The organism is Nonomuraea sp. NPDC026600 (genome assembly GCF_040638335.1).
Classification (GTDB): Bacteria; Actinomycetota; Actinomycetes; order Streptosporangiales; family Streptosporangiaceae; genus Nonomuraea.
Genome location: NZ_JBEZYD010000060.1, coordinates 17,854 through 33,626, shown reverse-complemented (window position 1 = coordinate 33,626; position 15,773 = coordinate 17,854). Strand labels below are relative to the sequence as shown.

Sequence of the window (15,773 nt, the reverse complement as noted above, 5' to 3'; positions counted from 1 at the left end):
CGCGCCCCTAAAACTCAACACATCGGCCCCCCCCCCCGCCCCCCACCCCCCCCCCCCCCCCCCGGGCCCCCCCCCCCCCGCCCCCCGCAACAGGTTCTCGGCCTCAGTGCGATTGTGATCGATCGATTGGGTAGCGGACCTCGAAGCGGGTTGCATCTCGCCGAGTGAGATTGACCTCGACCACGCGTCCTTCAGCGGCCCCCGCGGTCGCGATCGTGGTCCGAGTGACGCACAGCACGGGTACACCGGGCGCCAACCTGAGCAGGCGGGATTCCTCGGCGGTGGCGGCCCTGGCGGCGATGACGCCTTCCCAGTCGAGCGCGCCCCAGCCGAGATCGCTCTCCATCCGGTCGTAGATCCCGCCAGGGCCGGTGTCGGGCTCGGCCAGGATGGTCCCGGCCGCCAGGTCGGCGGGCAAGTAGGACGTGGCGAGCTGGACAACATGGCCGGCGTCTGGTTCACCCATGACGCGGTCGCGGATGACGACCGAGTCCCCGGGCTGGAGGCCGAGCAGGGGAACGACATCAGGCGGGCACGGACCTTGCGTCACGGTGGGCGGGCGGAGGGGGCGAAGGTTCTGCACGGCCCGACTGAAGTAGTAGCCGATCTCATCGCGGTACACGACGGTGTCCAGGGCAAGGCTGACACGTTCGGACTGCTCGCAGACGGTTGTGCCGCCCCTGCGCACGGGCCTGACAAGGCCCTCGGTAGTAAGCTGGGCGACGGCGCGCCGGATGGTGGTCCGGCTGCACCCGAACTCCAGCTCCAGCTCGTCTTCCTTGGGGATTTTCGTGCCGGGCGGGTAGGTGCCTTCCACGATCGCCTTGCGCAGTTCCTGGGCGACTTCGTGCCAACGCGCCATACTTCCTCCCTTCTCAGGTAGCCATTACATCACTATCTATTGATGGTTTGGCCGCCCTAGCAGACACTCCGGAATAGATGACTACCTATTCTTAGGAGGGGTCTGTGCTAGAAGACTTCGAGCGCGGGCGCGTCAGCGCCTTCTTCCGTAGGGTCGCCGACTCCATCCCTGTCAGCGACCGGCCAGCGAGCCTCGTCATCACCCACCTGCTCGCCGAGCGCCCCAAGTTCCTGGAAGGCGTAGCCCGTCTCTCCGACGTGGCCGCAGTCCTGCCCAAGCCACGCTCCATCGACGAGGGCGCCCTACGCCAGGTCAAGGCCGCCATGCAGGTCGACGAGCTCAACCGTGACCGCTTCGCCGATCCGGAGCAGGCCACCGCATACGTCGAATCCCGCGCCGCCGGCCGGAGCTTGGGGCTGCTGGACGTGGGCGGCTACTTCGCGCCCGCTCTGGAGCACCTGCACACGCACTTCTCCGGCCGGATCCTCGGCGTCGTGGAGGACACCGAGAACGGCCACCAGCGCTACGAGGAGCTGGACAAGCTGCACGTCCCCGTCTTCAGCGTTGCCCGATCCCCGCTCAAGGACCCGGAAGACTACCTCGTGGGGCAGTCCGTGGTCTTCTCCACCGAGGCCCTCGTCCGCAGCCGGGACGACATCCTCAACGGCCGCCCGGCCTGCGTCATCGGGTACGGCAAGATCGGGCGGTCGGTCGCGGCCATGCTGCACGCCAAACACGTCGGCGTCACGGTCTACGACACCGACCACGTCCGCCGGGTGCAGGCCATGTCACAGGGATTCCGCACCGCCGCCACGCTGTCCGAAGCGCTGGCTGGCGCGGGGTTCGTGGTCTGCGCAACCGGCAACTTCGCACTGAGGGAGGACGACTTCGCTCGCGTCGCCAACGGCGCCTACATCGCGTCGGTCACCAGCTCGGACGACGAGCTGGAGCTGTCGGCGCTCAACAGCATGTACGCACGCACACCGACCGAGCCGCACGTAGTCCGGTACTCACGCACCGGCCACTACTTCTACATCCTGGCCGACGGCAACGCGGTCAACTTCATCCACGGCGCATCCGTGGGCCCGTTCATCCTGCTTGTGCAAGCCGAGATCCTCGCCGCCCTGGCGCTCCTGGCCAGCGGTCAGTACGGCCCGGGCATGTGGGAGGTTCCGGCCGAAGTCCGGCAGTCGATTGCGGCGACCTGGCTGACCTACTTCCATGGGGTGTCATGACCGTCACCCACGACGAGATCCGCAGCGTCCTAGCGCGCTATCTCGACGCCCACCCTGACCGTGCTCCCGGCGTCGCCCGGCTGACTCACTCCCTCGGCCCCGGACCGGATCTCACCTCTCGCAAAACCTTCCCGCTGCACGTAACGTGCAGCGCCGCCGCCATCGACCACGCCGGCCGCGTGCTGATGATCCACCATCGCGCCCTTCACCGATGGCTGCTACCCGGCGGCCACGTCGAACCCGAGGACCACAGCCTGTACGGCACAGCACTACGCGAACTGGAGGAGGAGACCGGCATCCCCTGGCAACACGCCGTCTCCCCACCCACGCACGACGTCATCCCCGTGGACATCGACGTCCACGAGATCCCCGCCAACCCGGCCAAGGGGGAGCCCGCGCACCTGCACGCCGACTTCCGCTTCGCGTTCTGGGCTAAAGACACGCAGATCACCCTGCAGGCCGAAGAAGTCACCGCATTCGACTGGCGCAGGCCAGCCGACCTGCCCACCACCCGCCTCGCGGACAGCGTCGCCGCGATCTGAGTTCAGACATGAGAATGACGCGGACGTGGCCCCGTCGTTTCGGGGCGGGGCCACCCCAAGAGCCCTGGTGACAACCGATGGCCGAGGCCCTCAGACGGGCCGAGTCATACCGTGCGGCTCCTGCTGGACTTGCCGCATTTGTCGTGCGTAGTAAGTGGTTCGCGAGGGCGGCCTCGCTGGCGGGCAGCGAGGTGCGGCCGGTGGCCTCGCACCATTGCCGGTATTCGCCAGCGATGCGCCGGTACGACCTGGTGGTGGCGTCGGCCAGACCACGCGAGACGAGCTCGGCCGCCTCGTCGGTGAGGGTCTCGTCGCGCTCGGCCTGTTCCGCGGCGACCAGCTCGGCGACCTCCGGCGTGAGGCCGTCGAGCGCGCCGATCTGGCGGACGCAGGTACTCGGCGGTGGTCATAGCACGGTCGTCTCCTCGAGCGGCAGATCTGCAGCTCGTCTTACCCGCTCGTCACGGTTAGGAGCAAACAGGTCGTACACGCTGACCATGGGCCCGAACGGCACCTCGGCGAGCGTGTCGGGCGCCAGCCGTGCCCACGGGCGGCCGCGCCGCAGCCCGGCCACGGCCAGCTCCCACTGCCGGTCGTCGGGCAGCGCGTCCCACGGCGCCAGGTCGGCGCCCCCGTGCTCGTCCTCTGGCAGCTCGAACGCGGCCGCCTCGGGGCTGGGGAACCCCCAGTCGCCGGAGTAGTGCAGCACCACCGGTTCGTCGTCGCGTTCGCGTAGGAACGCCAGCACGTCGTCCCACCCCTGGTCGACCAGCCGCGGCTCCGCGTTCACGGGGCTCGGCCGGACCAGGAGGGTACGCCGATACTGGCCGGTGGTCAGCCCCTCCTCGATGACATTGGCGGCCCACCACCGGTCGGGCCCCTCAATGTAGGGGTTGTGGTGAGTCCAGGCGCCGATCTTCGCAGCGAGGCGGACGGGATCGGAGCCGGCGACGAGCGCGGTGTTGAACTCGACGTCGAGGGAACTCAGCTCCGCCCCGGCGATGTGCAGCTTCAGGCCGTTACCGTGCAGCGCGCTCTGGAGCGAGCTGATGAGATCCTGTTCGCGCTCGCCGAACGGGCCCGGGTTGGCCTGCGCCTCGCGCAGGTTCCGGTGCAGGTAGCCTTCACCGTGCCCGCGGTCGGGGACCTCGGGCACCCAGGAGAGGATCTCTGCGGCCCGCTCGAACGCCTCGAACCTGTCGAGTTCCCAGGCGGCGCGGCCCGGTCGTTGGCCTAGCTCCCGCAGCCACATGAACTCCGACCCGTGGAGCTCGGCCCGGCTGGTGGGGGTGGCGAAGTAAAGGCGGCTCACGGGTTTCTCCATTTCGGGCATCCGGGGCGGCAGGCATCGGGCAGGTGGCCGTCGAACGGCAGGCTGGCCAGGGCCTTGGAAGCGTTGTAGTGGCCGCCGTCGAAGATGGCCTGCAGTTCCACGCTGGCCCAGAAGTGGCCGCCGCCGTGGCCCTCGTCGGCGGTCCAGCCCTTGGGGATGCGTTTCGTGCAGGGCAGGCCGGCGGGGCTGGCCACGGGGCAGGGCATGGTGCCGTCCGAGACAGCCGCCTGCTCGGATGGTCTGCCGGTGTACGCATTGGTCGGTGCCGTCATGGGGCAGTCCTCCGCGTTTCTATGGTGTCGGCGAGGGCGGCGGCCTCACGCAGCCTGACGGAGAGGATGTCGGTGGGACTGGGGCAGTCGGGCTCCAGCGCGTCGAGCACGTCAGCCATGACGACCGCCTCCTGCGGCGACAGGCGAGCGCTCTCGGGGCTCGTGAGGAGCCCCACCTTGACGACGGGCTTGCCGATCCTCGCCGGCTCGTCCACGCGACCCACGTTGATGAGGACGCTGGGGCGACTGACCGACTGCCCGATCACCACGCTCTCACTCCGGTGGACGCGGAAGTAGTCGTTGTCGTCCTCGTGGCCGGCGACACACCAGGTCGGGCAGGCAGGGCCCTGGGGGCGTTCCGGCGTGGGCCACTCGATCGGTGGCCGGTCGGGGTTCTGGTCTGGGGTGGTCACTTGGGGTCCTTCGTGATCTTCGGGTCGAGAGGCTGCCACGATCCGACGCCTTCGTCAACGAGCTGGCGGTGCCGGCGCTGCGCGGCCGCGCCGTTGGGCAGGCCGAGGCGGCGGGCGGTCTCGGCCCAGGCGACGCCGCGGCGGCGGGCCATGTCGATCAGTTTGCGTTCGTCGCCATCGAGGTCGCGGCGCTGTAGACGGTGAGAGCGTCGGTGACGTCTTCGGCGGTGACGGGTGCCTCGTAGCGGATGGCGACGTCGCGCCACTCCTCGAGGAAGTCGCCGCTGGCGCTGGCGGCGACGGCGCGGCGGTGCGTGGCGCTGGCGGCGAAGCTTTGCTGGTCTTGAGGGAGCAGGGGGTGGCGGTCGAGGAGAGCGCGGAGGGGGCCGTCGGCGAGGACCGAGCTGATGGTGCGCGGCGCGGGCTTCTTCGGGGTCGAGGAACGAGAGGACAGCCATTGGCGGTGAGATGGATCATGGTGCAGTTGGTCACCGCGGCCTGCGGAAACACTCAAGATCGCGTTATCGCGCCAGGCTCTCCCGCCATGTTCGGGCCGAGGCTGACTCAACGCCGTTGGTCGCGCACCGTCCTGGCCTGCTCGAACAGCCCGTACCGCTAGTGGCTGTCCCGTCGTTCCTCGACTCCGCCATCCATTCGCCATCTAAATAACTCTCCTGTACTATTAAATAGGAGTTAAGGTGTGATTTCTGATGGTGCGAAGGAGAAGATCGGCCTGGGCCAACCTCATCAACGCGCGCGGCCGGATCCTCCCGGACGGCCGACTCGCCGACGGGTCCGCCGCCATCATCGGCCGCATCGTAACCGCCCTCAACGCCGACCTCGACAAGGAAGTCAACACATGGCATCGCCCAACGACACCCCCGCCCTCGTCGCCCTCGACTCTGGGCGTGCCGCTCTCATCGCGCACCTTGACGCCAGTGACCATTGGGAGCGGCGCAATATGGCTAGGCCACGTGCCGACCTCCGGTGGTCCCTGGCTCAGCACATGGTCCCTGACCTTCATGGTCTCTGCCCTGACGTCACGCTTCCGACCGACGAGTCCGCGCCGTACGTGGACGAGAGCCGCGCGTGCGCCGAGGCCGTGCACATGATCAACTCCATCGCCCTCGACATCGACCCGTGCACGAACGACCCCGCCGTCGTCGAGCGCTTCATCGCCATCCTTGACCTCGCCGAACCGGGCAGCGCCATCGCCCGCATCGCAGGCGGCCAGGTCGAGACCGTGTGACCTTCCGCTCCGCCCCGGTCTTTCCGGGGCGGAGCGCACACGCCACGCCCCCCGCCATGCCCTTCGACATCCCGCACGCGAACGAAAGCTGAACGCATGATCACTTCCCCTGCCTTGTCCTCCGTCCACGAGGACCAGGCCGTCCGCGCAGACACCTCCCCCGGCGACCCGATCACCTTCGATGAGGTCCGCCCCGACGACGAGGTGCGTTTCGCCACGGGCGGTACCTACCGAACCGGTGTCGTGACCGACAAGACCAAGAGCGCCGTCCACCTGCGCATCACCTCCGGCGTCGTGGAGCGCGGCACCAACTGCTCCGCGCGCATCGTGGGCCGCACGTGGGACAGCCGATCGGTAACCCTGATCCGCCTCGCGGCCAGCCAGGGAAACGCTGGCGTCCCCTCGCCCGGCAAGGAAGACTGATGGCGCCGCACGGCCGCCGGCCGGTCCTCGCGATGGACGTCGACGACGTCCTGCTGCCCGCCTCCACGCGCATCGCCAGCCGCGCCGAAGCCGGTGGAATGCCCGTCTACGAGCAGCGCCTCTACGTCGGGCCAGGCCCAGATGGGGAGGCCGTCAGCGGCATGATCCTGGTCAATGCCTTGCACGGGGCGTGGCTGCGCTCGATTGCCGCCCTGGACGTCGAGATCGTATGGGCGACGTCGTGGGGGCAGATGGCCAACTCTCTCCTCGCGCGGGCGTACGATCTGCCAGACCTGCCGGTCCTGAACGTGGGCCGCTACGACAGCGACACCCGGTTCGGGTGCTCGCTTAAGCGCGCCGCAGTCATCGGGCACGTCGGCGAGCGTCCGCTCGTCTGGGTGGACAACGTGTGGCGGATCGCGCTGACGTCTTCGCCGTGGCCACCGGGCGCGACGTCATCGAGGCTGATCCTTCAGCCGGAAGAGTCAGCTGAGGCGAAAGGTGTCGCTCGCTGGCGGCCTCGCATCGTGTCGGACTTCGTTGGGGCCACCGTCGGGTGAGGGCGTCTCGACCGACGTCGTCTCGACCGACGTCGGCTCAGACGGCGAGTCTGTCGGCGCTGGGCTGTCGGTCTCCGGGTGCGATGGCTCCGGTGACGGCGTTGTCGGCTCGGGAACAGCCGTCGGCAGCTGCGTGGATGACGTCGGCTCTGGGCTTGGTGTGTCTGTGGGCTGGGGCGAAGGGCTCGGCGTGAGAGTTCCCATGGGAGGAACTGTTGGGCTGACTGTCGGGCTCGGTGAGGGCTTCGGCGACGACGGGCCAGTTGTAACCTCTGGATCCGTCTGAGCCGGCGGCGTCGTCGTGCCCGCCGTCGGCTCAGACGTGCTCGAGCTCGTCGGCGTCGCCTGGGCCGTCGGAGCGGTTGTCGCCGTTGGCTCCCCTGAGTGCGTCTTCGTCGCCGAAGGTGTCTGCGACGTGAAGGCCGAGGGACTGGGCGTTCTGGCCGGCGATGAGTCACCGACGGGTGCCGGCGAGGAGGAATCGGTGGTCTGCGAAGGCGTCACGTTGGCGTCCGGCTCGTTGCCCCCTTCCGGAGGCGCTGGCGTCATGTCGGCGGACGCAAGCTGCGCCAGATTGTCCGGCTGATCCCCGAATTGGTCGAGCCAGGTGTTCGTTAGGTCATTGGCGGCCTGGTGGGCAGCGGGCGCGGCGGCGATCGCGGCGGGCATCGCTACGAGCGTGGTGGCGACCGGGGCCGACACTCCCGCGAATACTTGGACGCTGGTGACTACGCCAACGGTTACTTTCGTCATCACTGCGGCGACGTGGCCGGACGATGCGGCACTCGCACTGGCCGCACTGCTCACCTGCGCGGTTCCGGACCACATGCCGTTCAGCGAGGAAAGCCCGCCAGCTCCTCCCGCGCCATTGCTGAGGTGCACGGTGGCAGGCTCCAGGCCGGGAACAGAGGGGCCGCCAGCGAATCTGCTCGCCGCCGTGGCGAGCAACCCCCCTGCGGCCAGCGTGACCGTGCCTGGTCCGCTGCCACACTCGGTGGCCGCCCATGTCGCGCCCACCACCGCGGCGGCGCCGCTGAGCCGTACGCCAATCCAGCGCATGAGCCCGCGTAGTTGGTTGCTCGTGCGGCGGGCTCCCGCGCGGGTGGCGGTGAATACATCGCGGTCGTTGGCGATCTGGTCGTAGGCGCGCTCGGCCCGGGAGAAGACGTCAGCGATCTCCTTCATTTGGTCGCCCGTCAGCATGTGCTTGTCCACCCACGCCCGGCTCACCCGCTTGCCGACCTGATCGTCCAGGCGTGTGCGTGACACGATCTGCTTGACTTCGACACCCTCGTCTCGCAGCCGCTTCATCCCCATGCCGATGATGTACCGGAGCACGGCCTGCTTCAGTTTGGTGCGCTCCTGCTCGCGGCGCAGCGCCGCCACGGCCACATCCAGGAACGCGCGGGCTTCGTTGGGCCGCCCCTGGATCTTCTTCCAGAGATCGATGGAGGTGGAGACGAGCATCTCGTCGAACTGCTCGCGGCTTGCGGGGTCCAGCTCGTTCAACGGGTGTCTCTCCAAAGGTGTCGGCTGTGGAGATGTGCGCAGCGGAGCCCGGTGTCAATTGGGTGTACACACGAGCAGATCACGACGTGCAGTGCTGGTTCCAGCAGAGAGATGATCTTTCCTCCCCTGAAGGAATTTTGTCAACTGGCAGAATCCAGCAGTGCAAGGTGTGTACCGTGTGTGTCCACCGGCCGTAAAGTGAATAATGCTCAAACAGGGCGGACCGGTGTGTGAGGAGACGACGTGGCGACCCTGGGCGATCGTTTGGACCAAGCGCTGAGGCGGAAGGGGTATTCCAGCCGAAAGGCGTCCAAGCTGCTGGAAGAGCGCGGCGGCGTGAAGATGTCACACGCCTACATCCGCTCCATCGCGCGGGGCGATCAGACGAATGTTGGCCGGGACCGGCTCACTGCGCTCGCCGACCTTCTCGATGTTACGTACGGCTGGCTCAACGGCGACGAGGCCGCTCCACCTTCGGTCGCCGACGATGACGAACAAATCACGCAGCGAATACGTGAGGGCGTCGAAGAACTTGATATTCAGCACATCGCGCAACGGATGGTGGGCCTGTCTGGGATCTCCAAGCAAGACCTGCTCTCGATGGTCGAGATGATGCGCGCGGCCGAGAACCTCGACAGCCAGCGCAAAACTCAGTAGCCGAGGCGGTCGGAGGGCCGGGTGGTTGTCCCGTGCTCGCCGGAAAGGTTCACCTATAGTGCGCACTCGCCGGCTGCTGGCTGCCTTGGAATCGGCGCCCAGCATCCCCCAGCCGTTCACCCTGGATGAGTTCATCGCCCACGTACGTGCCGATCGGCAACAGCCACTTCACATGCACGACCTGCCCATCGGGGCATCCACGGCCATCTCCGGCTTATGGATAGCCAGTCGCACGGCTGACCACATATTCGTGGCGCCCGGCGCATCCGGACTCCTGCGGGTCACCATCGTCTTGCACGAGTTCTCCCATATGTTCCTGGGGCATGGCGCGGTCGGCGGCGGCGCCGAGGAGGCCATGCGCCTGCTGATCGGCCCCATGCTGGGCGGCGCGGCGCGCGGCCGGTATGAGACCAGGCAGGAGCGCGACGCGGAGAAGCTCGCGACGCTCATCCTCATGCGCGCCTACACCCCCCCGGAAGACCAGGGCGACAGCCTCCGCAAAATCGGCAAAACATTCGGATACGACCTTGGAGGCGACGACGCGTGAGCGTTGTGGACTGGATTGCCCTCGTGCTTCTGTGGGGGGCGTCGATCTCCCGCATACGGTCCGCCAGGCATTCATTCGAGCAGCGAATGCTGTGGGCCGCGTTTACTGCCCTCGCTTTATCCAGGGTGGCCTCCGCGGCACCCGTTGTCGCATGGATGGACACCACCACTGGCACCGAACTGGTCACTCTGCTCCGCCACGTCACCGGCCTGGTCTCAGCGGCGTGTTTGCTGGCGTATGTAGAGGCGATCACCCGCCGGGATCGGCCGTCCCGGGGCCGCTGGGTCTGGCCGACCGCGCTGAGCGTAATCGTCTTGCTGACCGTGATGTTCCTTTTGCGCGGGGGCCGCATCTACTGGGCGGACGGCGCGACCGGACCCGGGGAAACCGCCATTCAGGGGCGCATCTACCTGGCTGCGTTCGACGCGTGGCTGATGACGTGCGGGTGCGCCGCGGCCTGGATGTTCGCCCAGCACGCGCGGTTTGCGCCGCCGCTCCTGCGGTTCGGGCTGATCTTGTCCACCATCGGGAACCTCGCTGGCGTGGTCAATCGTGGCCACGTCATGGTGGTGAACGTGGCGCACCTGATCAACCCGGCCACCACCTGGCGGGAAATCCCGGCGCTGCACAAGGCGACTTTTCTCGCCTGCATCGTGCTCATCACAGCGGGCACGTCAATCCCAGCCTGGCGCGCAGGGACCACCCGCCTGCGAGAACGGGCCGAGCTGCGGGAGCTGCAGCCGCTGTGGGAGGCGATCATCCGCCAGTACCCGACCGTGTCGCTCGGTATGAAGGGCTCACTGCAGACCCGCCTCGTGCGCCGAGTGGTGGAGATCCAGGACGGGATGCTGAATCTCACCTCGGTCCACGAACCGCCTGAGAACGACGATCCCGCCGAGGTGGCCCGGTGGATTGCCGACGCTCTGAAAGCCGCCCGCGCCAGCCAGGAGCCGGGGGTGCCAACTGGGCGGATCCCTGGTCCGGATCTCACCGGCGAAGAAGACAACACGGGCAAGGTGCAGAGGGAGGCGGCATGGTTGCGTCAGGTCGCGGCCCAGTTCAAGAAGATCAACACCGAGAGAGCCGCGCAGCTCGCGCCTTGACGGAAATTTTCGTTCCCGCACGTCTGCGGTAGCTCGGAGCGGCCCCTGCTGATCGTCGCCATCCGTCACCCTGGTGGCGCTGGCCAGCCTGCTCGTGATCTGGAACGTGCCGGGGGAAGGGTGGCGTCCATCGTCATCGTGCTCGCCGCCCTGGCCGTCGTAGGGTCGATCCCCGTCGAGCGGAAGATCAGCTTCCACACGGCCGCGACTACACGCCTGCTCAGGCGCTCGCGGGTGGTGTAGCTGGCTCCATGACGACTTGGGCTACGCTCGCGATCACGCTGTGAGCCCGTCACGAGATCAGCGCGATGGTGCAGCTAGTCATTTCTTCTGGGCCGCCTTCCAGGTGGTCTTGTCCACGGCGCCGGCCTTCCCTTGGAACTTGCGGGTCGTCTCAGCCGACGAGGGAGCGTGCTCGCGCTCGTTCGGCGTCGCTTGGACGGTCGAAGTGGTTGTCCACGTCGGCGGCACCGCGTGCGTCTTTGTCGCCGAAGGTCTCTCCGACGTGAAGGCCGAGAGATTGGGCGGCCCGCCAGCGAATCCGCTCGCCGCCGCGGTGGTGGCAAGCGACCCGCCTGCGGCCAGCGTGACCGTGCCTGGTCCGCTGCCACACTCGGTGGCCGCCCATGTCGCGCCCACCACCGCGGCGGCGCCGCTGAGCCGTACGCCAATCCAGCGCATGAGCCCGCGTAGTTGGTTGCTCGTGCGGCGGGCTCCCGCGCGGGTGGCGGTGAATACATCGCGGTCGTTGGCGATCTGGTCGTAGGCGCGCTCGGCCCGGGAGAAGACGTCAGCGATCTCCTTCATTTGGTCGCCCGTCAGCATGTGCTTGTCCACCCACGCCCGGCTCACCCGCTTGCCGACCTGATCGTCCAGGCGTGTGCGTGACACGATCTGCTTGACTTCGACACCCTCGTCTCGCAGCCGCTTCATCCCCATGCCGATGATGTGTCGGCGCACGGCCTGCTTCAGTTTGGTGTGCTCCTGCTCGCGGCGCAGCGTCGCCACGGCCGCATCCAGAAAAGCTCGAGCTTCGTTGGGCCGCCCCTGGATCTTCTTCCAGAGATCGACGGAGGTGGAGACGAGCACCTCGTCAAACTGCTCGCGGCTTGCGGGGTCCAGCTCGTTCAACGGGTGTCTCCCCAAGGTGTCGGCTGTGGACCTTGTCATATATGCATACATATTCGCATTTGGGTGCTTTATGCATTTCTGTCGCTTTAGTCGCGTTGACGCTATCTTCCCGGGCCGACATACCGTACAGATAGGAGGTCATTACGCGGTTCGGCCTCGGTTAGCGTCCGGTCATCGTCACCCCGGCCACAGCGCTAGCATCCTTTTCGGACATGCTTTTCTGTTGATTTCACGCAGCTCGCCCGTTGTTCGTTCCGGCGAGGAGAAGGGGGAACACCGCATGCGATTTGAAGTGCTGGGGCGTCTAACTGCGTACGACGCCAATGGCCAACAAGTTCCCCTGTCCCCTCTCAAGCGGCGCCTGGTCGCGGCGCTGCTCCTGTGCGGCCCAACTGGCATCCATGGCGAAGACCTAATGACGGCCATGTGGGGCGACAGCCGGGGCCGCGAGGGGAGCCTAAAAACGCAGGTATCTGAGCTGCGAATCCTCCTGCCGGATCGCATCCCGCCAGGCGGCCCGGCTGGCTACCGTCTTGACCTCCGGCCCGACGACAAATTCGACCTGCACGCCTATCGGGCCCTGTGCAACGACGGCATGGCGCTCACTGACCGCGGCGACTACGCGGGGGCGGCGAAAGCTCTCGCCCGGGCGCTGGGTCTCTGGGGCGACCCGCCGTTGGCGGATGTTCCGGACGGGTTCGGCAAGCTGCTGCTGGCGCGTGATGAGCTGTTGATCGATCGCAAAGGCACAGTCATGGCTCTGCTTCAGGCGCGGCTTCACCTCGGGCAGCACCGCGAGATCCTGACAGAGGTACGCCGCGCCCTGACCGATGACCCGCTGTCGGAGCAGCTACATGCCTTGCTCATGACCGCCTTGCACGGTGAGGGCGACCGTATCCGGGCTCTCCAGCATTTCGAGGCCGTCAGCGCCCTGCTGACTCGGGAAACCGGGACCGGCCCGGGGGCTGGCTTGCGTAAGCTTCGCGATCAGATTGCGGACGACGAAGACCGCTCGGCGCCTGCCAGCCTGCGCCCACGGTCCGCCGGGAACGCCTGGCCGCCCCCTGCCCAACTCCCACCCGATGTGATCGACTACACGGGGCGCGATTACGACGTGCAAATGCTGGTCGACTATTTCACGGCGGCCGAGAACGACACGGGTGTACGTATCGCCTCGATCACCGGTCCCGGCGGCGTGGGCAAAAGCGCTCTCGCCGTCCATGTCGCGCACCTGGTCCGGCACGCCTACCCCGACGGGCAGCTGTATGTTCGCCTGGAAGGCATGTCGGAGCGGCCACGCGACGTCGGCCAGGTCCTCGCTGAACTCCTCGGTTCCCTCGGAGTGCACCTTCAAGACCTTCCTCGTACGCCCGCGGAGCGTACTGCGCTGCTGCGTTCCCTGCTCGCCGGCCGCCGCATGCTTCTTGTCCTGGACGACGTCCTCGGTGCCCACCAGGTCAACCCGCTGCTGCCAGGCACAGCCGGATGCGGCGTCATCATCTCCAGCCGCATGCACCTGGCCGAAGGTGCCATGCTGCGACGGCGGCTCTACCCGCTCCGCCACCACGAGGCCCTGCATCTCCTCGGCGAGATCATCGGCCACGAAAGGATCACGTCCGAACCCGCCGCGAACGCCATCGTGGACGCGTGCAGCGGCTTCCCGCTGGCGATCCGCGTCGCGGGCGGGCGACTCACGGCGCAACCTCATTGGACTCTCAAATACTTCGCCGACCGTCTCGCTGAGCTCGACAGCGACGACATGGGAGTGGCCGCGACCATCGCCGCCGACAGCTACTACGCCTTGCCCGAGGACGCTCGCCACGCGTTCCGCGTCGTGGCGCTGGCGGGACCCGGCGATTTTCCTGCTTGGGCTGCCACAATGCTGCTCGGGGCCGACGCCGAGAACCTGCTGGAAACGTTGACCACGCACAGCCTCGTCGCGCCCGCCGGCACCGACGCGCTCGGCCAGCCGCGCTACCTCCAGCACGGTTTGTTACGTTCGTTCGCTGCCGATCGGCTGGCCGAGCGCGTCGCCGAAAGCGACGCGGTCATGGACCGGCTACTCCTCGGCTGGCTCGGCCTTGCCGACCTCGCGGACTCGCTCATCCCGCATGAGCCGCACAGTCCTCCGCCGGCTCGGCTCAGCACGTCGCTGTACGCCCCGACCCGGGCCCGGCGTCTCATCCAGGCCGACCCGCAAGCGTGGTGGGCGTCCGAGATCGGGAATCTCCTGAATGTTGTCCGAGCTGCCTGCCGTCAGCTGCGCGTTCAAAGCGCTGTCGGCGTCGCGCTGCGCATCCATTCGTACCTGTTTTGGGCGCGCCGAAGCACAGACGCGCAGGACATGTGGCGGCTCATCATGCACACCGCCACCGCCGGAGGGGACGAGCGGTTCGCGGCCGAGGCACGCTTACGGCTGGCGATCCTGATCTCCCGATTACCTGGAGGTGCCGAGCGGGCAATGCCCATGCTCACTCTGAGCGCCGAGGTGTTCGGCTCCGTCGTCGACCGGCGAGCCCTTGCGCGATCCTTGGCCGCCCGCGCGGTGGCAGCTGAGCGGCTCGCTGGGGAACAACCCCAGGAGTACCTCAGCCAGGCAACCGGCGACGCCGTCCAGGGTTTGGAAATCGCCCAGACGGCCCGCGACGTCCACACCGAAGTAGCGTGCCTACGCATCCTGGGGCGCGTTCTCAGTCGGCGCGGTCTGCACGCCGAGGCGATCATGCGGTGCCGAGAAGCGGTAAGGCTGGCCGAGGCTATGCCAGCGGGCACCGGGCAGAAGGCGTACGAGGCGTACACGCTGTGGATGCTGGGCAGGGTCGAGTTGGCGGCCGGGCACTTCGACGTGGTCCTTGACCTGTGCAGCCGACGCGTCGACCTTGTGAGCCCGCTCGGGCACGTGGCCGGCGATGCGTCGTATCTGGAAATGGAAGGCGACGCTTGGATGGGGCTCGGCCACCGTGAGGAGGCGGCCGAGCGGTACGCCGCGGCGGCTGCCCAGTACGAGGGCGAAGGCACCGAGCATCACGCCGACCGGTGCAGGAGCAAGCTCGCCGAGATGATGAGTTAGGGCTTCACCGCGACGCCACAGCGAAGCTTCAACGGCGCAGTCTCATCGATCGGCAGAACCGCACCCGGCGCCCATTCCTCAAGGAAGACGCAGCCGGGAGGTTCAATCAGGTCGAGTCCGTCGAAGAAGCGCCGGATGTCCACACCGGGCCGGAGGTGTAGCGGGACCGCCAACTGCTGGCGCTGAATCCGCTCCCACACCACGGGGCTGATGGCGTCCGTGGTCACGTGCGACATGATGAACATGGAGCCGGACGGCACCTGCTCCATCAGGGCCTTGACGATGCCGGCCGGGTCGCTGCTATCAGGGACGAAGTGGAGGGCGGCGACCAGCATCACCGCGACCGGCTCGGAGAAGTCGATCAACCGCTGTGTGACAGGGTGGGTGATGATCTCGGCGGGCGTCATCAGGTCCGCCTCGCCGTAGCCCGTGTTGGGGTCACCGAAGATGAGCGCTTCCGCGTGCTCGAGCACGCTGGGGTCGTTGTCGATGTACACCGTGCGAGCACCGGGAATCTCGGCTTGGGCGACCTCGTGAACGTTCTGCATGGTGGGCAGGCCGGAACCCACATCCAGGAACTGGTCGATGCCGCGGCTGGTGGCGTACCGGACCGCGTTCACGAGGAATCTGCGGTTGACCAATGCCACGTCCTTGGCTTCCGGTGCGGCCTCGAGCACGATTTGGGCCGCTTGCCGATCCACCTCGTAGTTCTCTTTGCCGCCGAGGAAGTAGTCGTACATGCGCGCGGGGGATGGTCTCGTCGTGTCGATTGCCGGTCTCATGATCCACCTAGGGGGTTGGGCTGTTAGATGATCGCTCATGGTAGAAGGTGTTCCACTATCCGGTCGGGGCGTCCAGTTGGCGGGA

General features: G+C 67.4%; 20 protein-coding genes. 11 read left to right on the top strand and 9 right to left on the bottom strand.

Features of this window, described 5'->3' with window-relative positions:
* Positions 1-103: 103 nt before the first annotated feature.
* Positions 104-862, bottom strand: coding sequence for a GntR family transcriptional regulator (locus AB0F17_RS62025; protein WP_358045584.1), 759 nt, complete (start codon positions 860-862; stop codon positions 104-106).
* A gap of 104 nt (positions 863-966) precedes the next feature.
* Here AB0F17_RS62025 and AB0F17_RS62020 point away from each other — a divergent pair, with 104 nt between their 5' ends.
* The 3 genes from AB0F17_RS62020 (at position 967) to AB0F17_RS62010 (ending at position 3,051) form a co-directional block, all read left to right on the top strand.
* Positions 967-2,097 carry an adenosylhomocysteinase gene (locus tag AB0F17_RS62020; RefSeq protein WP_358045581.1) on the top strand — a complete coding sequence of 377 codons (1,131 nt, stop codon included), beginning with the start codon at positions 967-969 and terminating at the stop codon, positions 2,095-2,097.
* Positions 2,094-2,639, top strand: a complete 546-nt coding sequence (locus AB0F17_RS62015) for an NUDIX domain-containing protein (protein ID WP_358045578.1) — start codon at positions 2,094-2,096, stop codon at positions 2,637-2,639. The genes AB0F17_RS62020 and AB0F17_RS62015 overlap by 4 nt, the downstream gene beginning before the upstream one ends.
* Before the next feature lie 214 nt (positions 2,640-2,853).
* Complete coding sequence (locus AB0F17_RS62010; protein ID WP_358045575.1) at positions 2,854-3,051, top strand: hypothetical protein; 198 nt, start codon at positions 2,854-2,856, stop codon at positions 3,049-3,051.
* Here the strand turns inward: AB0F17_RS62010 and AB0F17_RS62005 are convergent.
* The 5 genes from AB0F17_RS62005 to AB0F17_RS61985 are packed head-to-tail and all read right to left on the bottom strand — an operon-like array spanning position 3,046 to position 5,171.
* Positions 3,046-3,951, bottom strand: coding sequence for a hypothetical protein (locus tag AB0F17_RS62005; RefSeq protein WP_358045572.1), 906 nt, complete (start codon positions 3,949-3,951; stop codon positions 3,046-3,048). The two genes, AB0F17_RS62010 and AB0F17_RS62005, sit on opposite strands and share 6 nt — an antisense overlap.
* Positions 3,948-4,244, bottom strand: a complete 297-nt coding sequence (locus tag AB0F17_RS62000; protein WP_358045570.1) for a hypothetical protein — start codon at positions 4,242-4,244, stop codon at positions 3,948-3,950. The genes AB0F17_RS62005 and AB0F17_RS62000 overlap by 4 nt, the downstream gene beginning before the upstream one ends.
* Entirely contained in the window at positions 4,241-4,657 is a 417-nt protein-coding gene (locus tag AB0F17_RS61995; protein WP_358045567.1) for a hypothetical protein, read from the bottom strand. The genes AB0F17_RS62000 and AB0F17_RS61995 overlap by 4 nt, the downstream gene beginning before the upstream one ends.
* A complete protein-coding gene (locus AB0F17_RS61990; RefSeq protein ID WP_358045564.1) occupies positions 4,654-4,809 on the bottom strand; it encodes a hypothetical protein in 156 nt (51 codons plus the stop codon). Before AB0F17_RS61990 ends, AB0F17_RS61995 begins: the two co-directional genes overlap by 4 nt.
* 5 nt (positions 4,810-4,814) lie before the next feature.
* Positions 4,815-5,171, bottom strand: coding sequence for a hypothetical protein (locus AB0F17_RS61985; RefSeq protein WP_358045561.1), 357 nt, complete (start codon positions 5,169-5,171; stop codon positions 4,815-4,817).
* 345 nt (positions 5,172-5,516) lie between these two features.
* Here AB0F17_RS61985 and AB0F17_RS61980 point away from each other — a divergent pair, with 345 nt between their 5' ends.
* The 3 genes from AB0F17_RS61980 to AB0F17_RS61970 all read left to right on the top strand — a co-directional run bounded on the left by AB0F17_RS61980 (position 5,517) and on the right by AB0F17_RS61970 (position 6,889).
* Positions 5,517-5,906 (top strand): hypothetical protein, encoded by a 390-nt coding sequence (locus tag AB0F17_RS61980; RefSeq protein ID WP_358045558.1) that lies wholly within the window; start codon positions 5,517-5,519, stop codon positions 5,904-5,906.
* Positions 5,907-6,002: 96 nt separating this feature from the next.
* Complete coding sequence (locus tag AB0F17_RS61975) at positions 6,003-6,329, top strand: hypothetical protein (protein ID WP_358045555.1); 327 nt, start codon at positions 6,003-6,005, stop codon at positions 6,327-6,329.
* A complete protein-coding gene (locus tag AB0F17_RS61970) occupies positions 6,329-6,889 on the top strand; it encodes a hypothetical protein (protein WP_358045552.1) in 561 nt (186 codons plus the stop codon). Before AB0F17_RS61975 ends, AB0F17_RS61970 begins: the two co-directional genes overlap by 1 nt.
* On the opposite strand, the gene AB0F17_RS61965 is transcribed toward AB0F17_RS61970, so the two are convergent.
* On the bottom strand, positions 6,815-8,398 hold the full coding sequence (locus AB0F17_RS61965; RefSeq protein ID WP_358045549.1) for a hypothetical protein: 1,584 nt from the start codon (positions 8,396-8,398) through the stop codon (positions 6,815-6,817). The genes AB0F17_RS61970 and AB0F17_RS61965 overlap by 75 nt on opposite strands.
* 243 nt (positions 8,399-8,641) lie before the next feature.
* Between AB0F17_RS61965 and AB0F17_RS61960 the strand changes: the two genes are divergently transcribed.
* From AB0F17_RS61960 to AB0F17_RS61945, 4 genes are all read left to right on the top strand, one after another.
* On the top strand, positions 8,642-9,055 hold the full coding sequence (locus AB0F17_RS61960; protein ID WP_358045546.1) for a hypothetical protein: 414 nt from the start codon (positions 8,642-8,644) through the stop codon (positions 9,053-9,055).
* A gap of 58 nt (positions 9,056-9,113) precedes the next feature.
* Positions 9,114-9,602, top strand: a complete 489-nt coding sequence (locus AB0F17_RS61955) for a hypothetical protein (protein ID WP_358045543.1) — start codon at positions 9,114-9,116, stop codon at positions 9,600-9,602.
* A complete protein-coding gene (locus AB0F17_RS61950) occupies positions 9,599-10,705 on the top strand; it encodes an MAB_1171c family putative transporter (protein ID WP_358045540.1) in 1,107 nt (368 codons plus the stop codon). The genes AB0F17_RS61955 and AB0F17_RS61950 overlap by 4 nt, the downstream gene beginning before the upstream one ends.
* A 120-nt stretch (positions 10,706-10,825) precedes the next feature.
* A complete protein-coding gene (locus AB0F17_RS61945; RefSeq protein WP_358045537.1) occupies positions 10,826-10,948 on the top strand; it encodes a hypothetical protein in 123 nt (40 codons plus the stop codon).
* Positions 10,949-11,026: 78 nt separating this feature from the next.
* On the opposite strand, the gene AB0F17_RS61940 is transcribed toward AB0F17_RS61945, so the two are convergent.
* Positions 11,027-11,836, bottom strand: coding sequence for a hypothetical protein (locus tag AB0F17_RS61940; RefSeq protein WP_358045534.1), 810 nt, complete (start codon positions 11,834-11,836; stop codon positions 11,027-11,029).
* A gap of 280 nt (positions 11,837-12,116) precedes the next feature.
* On the opposite strand from AB0F17_RS61940, the gene AB0F17_RS61935 reads away from it, so the two are divergent.
* The gene (locus AB0F17_RS61935) at positions 12,117-14,906 is read left to right on the top strand and encodes a BTAD domain-containing putative transcriptional regulator (protein WP_358045531.1); all 2,790 of its coding nucleotides are present in this window, start codon (positions 12,117-12,119) and stop codon (positions 14,904-14,906) included.
* On the opposite strand, the gene AB0F17_RS61930 is transcribed toward AB0F17_RS61935, so the two are convergent.
* A complete protein-coding gene (locus AB0F17_RS61930; protein ID WP_358045528.1) occupies positions 14,903-15,688 on the bottom strand; it encodes an SAM-dependent methyltransferase in 786 nt (261 codons plus the stop codon). The two genes, AB0F17_RS61935 and AB0F17_RS61930, sit on opposite strands and share 4 nt — an antisense overlap.
* Positions 15,689-15,773: the final 85 nt, after the last annotated feature.

Excerpts from the sequence above, each read along its gene's own strand:
- AB0F17_RS62025 (WP_358045584.1), bottom strand. The coding sequence starts at position 862 with ATGGCGCGTTGGCACGAAGTCGCCCAGGAACTGCGCAAGGCGATCGTG.
- AB0F17_RS62015 (WP_358045578.1), top strand. The coding sequence starts at position 2,094 with ATGACCGTCACCCACGACGAGATCCGCAGCGTCCTAGCGCGCTATCTC.
- AB0F17_RS62000 (WP_358045570.1), bottom strand. The coding sequence starts at position 4,244 with ATGACGGCACCGACCAATGCGTACACCGGCAGACCATCCGAGCAGGCG.
- AB0F17_RS61990 (WP_358045564.1), bottom strand. The coding sequence starts at position 4,809 with ATGGCCCGCCGCCGCGGCGTCGCCTGGGCCGAGACCGCCCGCCGCCTC.
- AB0F17_RS61980 (WP_358045558.1), top strand. The coding sequence starts at position 5,517 with ATGGCATCGCCCAACGACACCCCCGCCCTCGTCGCCCTCGACTCTGGG.
- AB0F17_RS61975 (WP_358045555.1), top strand. The coding sequence starts at position 6,003 with ATGATCACTTCCCCTGCCTTGTCCTCCGTCCACGAGGACCAGGCCGTC.
- AB0F17_RS61970 (WP_358045552.1), top strand. The coding sequence starts at position 6,329 with ATGGCGCCGCACGGCCGCCGGCCGGTCCTCGCGATGGACGTCGACGAC.
- AB0F17_RS61935 (WP_358045531.1), top strand. The coding sequence starts at position 12,117 with ATGCGATTTGAAGTGCTGGGGCGTCTAACTGCGTACGACGCCAATGGC.
- AB0F17_RS61930 (WP_358045528.1), bottom strand. The coding sequence starts at position 15,688 with ATGAGACCGGCAATCGACACGACGAGACCATCCCCCGCGCGCATGTAC.